The sequence below is a fragment of the Pseudomonas sp. 51_B genome (assembly GCF_017491595.1).
Lineage (GTDB): Bacteria > Pseudomonadota > Gammaproteobacteria > Pseudomonadales > Pseudomonadaceae > Aquipseudomonas > Aquipseudomonas promysalinigenes.
In genome coordinates this window covers 1-248 of sequence record NZ_JAFGYW010000535.1, presented here as the reverse complement: position 1 = coordinate 248, position 248 = coordinate 1, and the positions used below count along the sequence as shown (strand labels likewise).

The 248-nt window shown below is 59.3% G+C and carries 1 protein-coding gene; it reads right to left on the bottom strand.

Annotated features, from left to right (window positions below):
* Positions 1–248 (bottom strand): amino acid permease (locus J5M56_RS26085; RefSeq protein ID WP_207938202.1); only part of this gene is annotated, 248 nt, incomplete at both ends.

Here is a 248-nt window from a genome sequence, read left to right as displayed (position 1 = left end):
GGTGATGAAGCCGATGACCGTGGCCTTGCCCACGTCGGAGCGTTTTTCCGCCCGTGACGAGAAGATGCTTGCGCCTTCGATGCCGATGAACACCCAGACGGTGACCAGCATCATGTTGCGCACCTGGCTCAGCACATTGCCGAACTGCGGGTTGCTCTGGCCCCAAATATCGCGCGTGAAGATATCGGCGCGAAACGCGAAAGCGGCAATGACCACGAAGATCAGCAACGGCACGATTTTGGCCACGG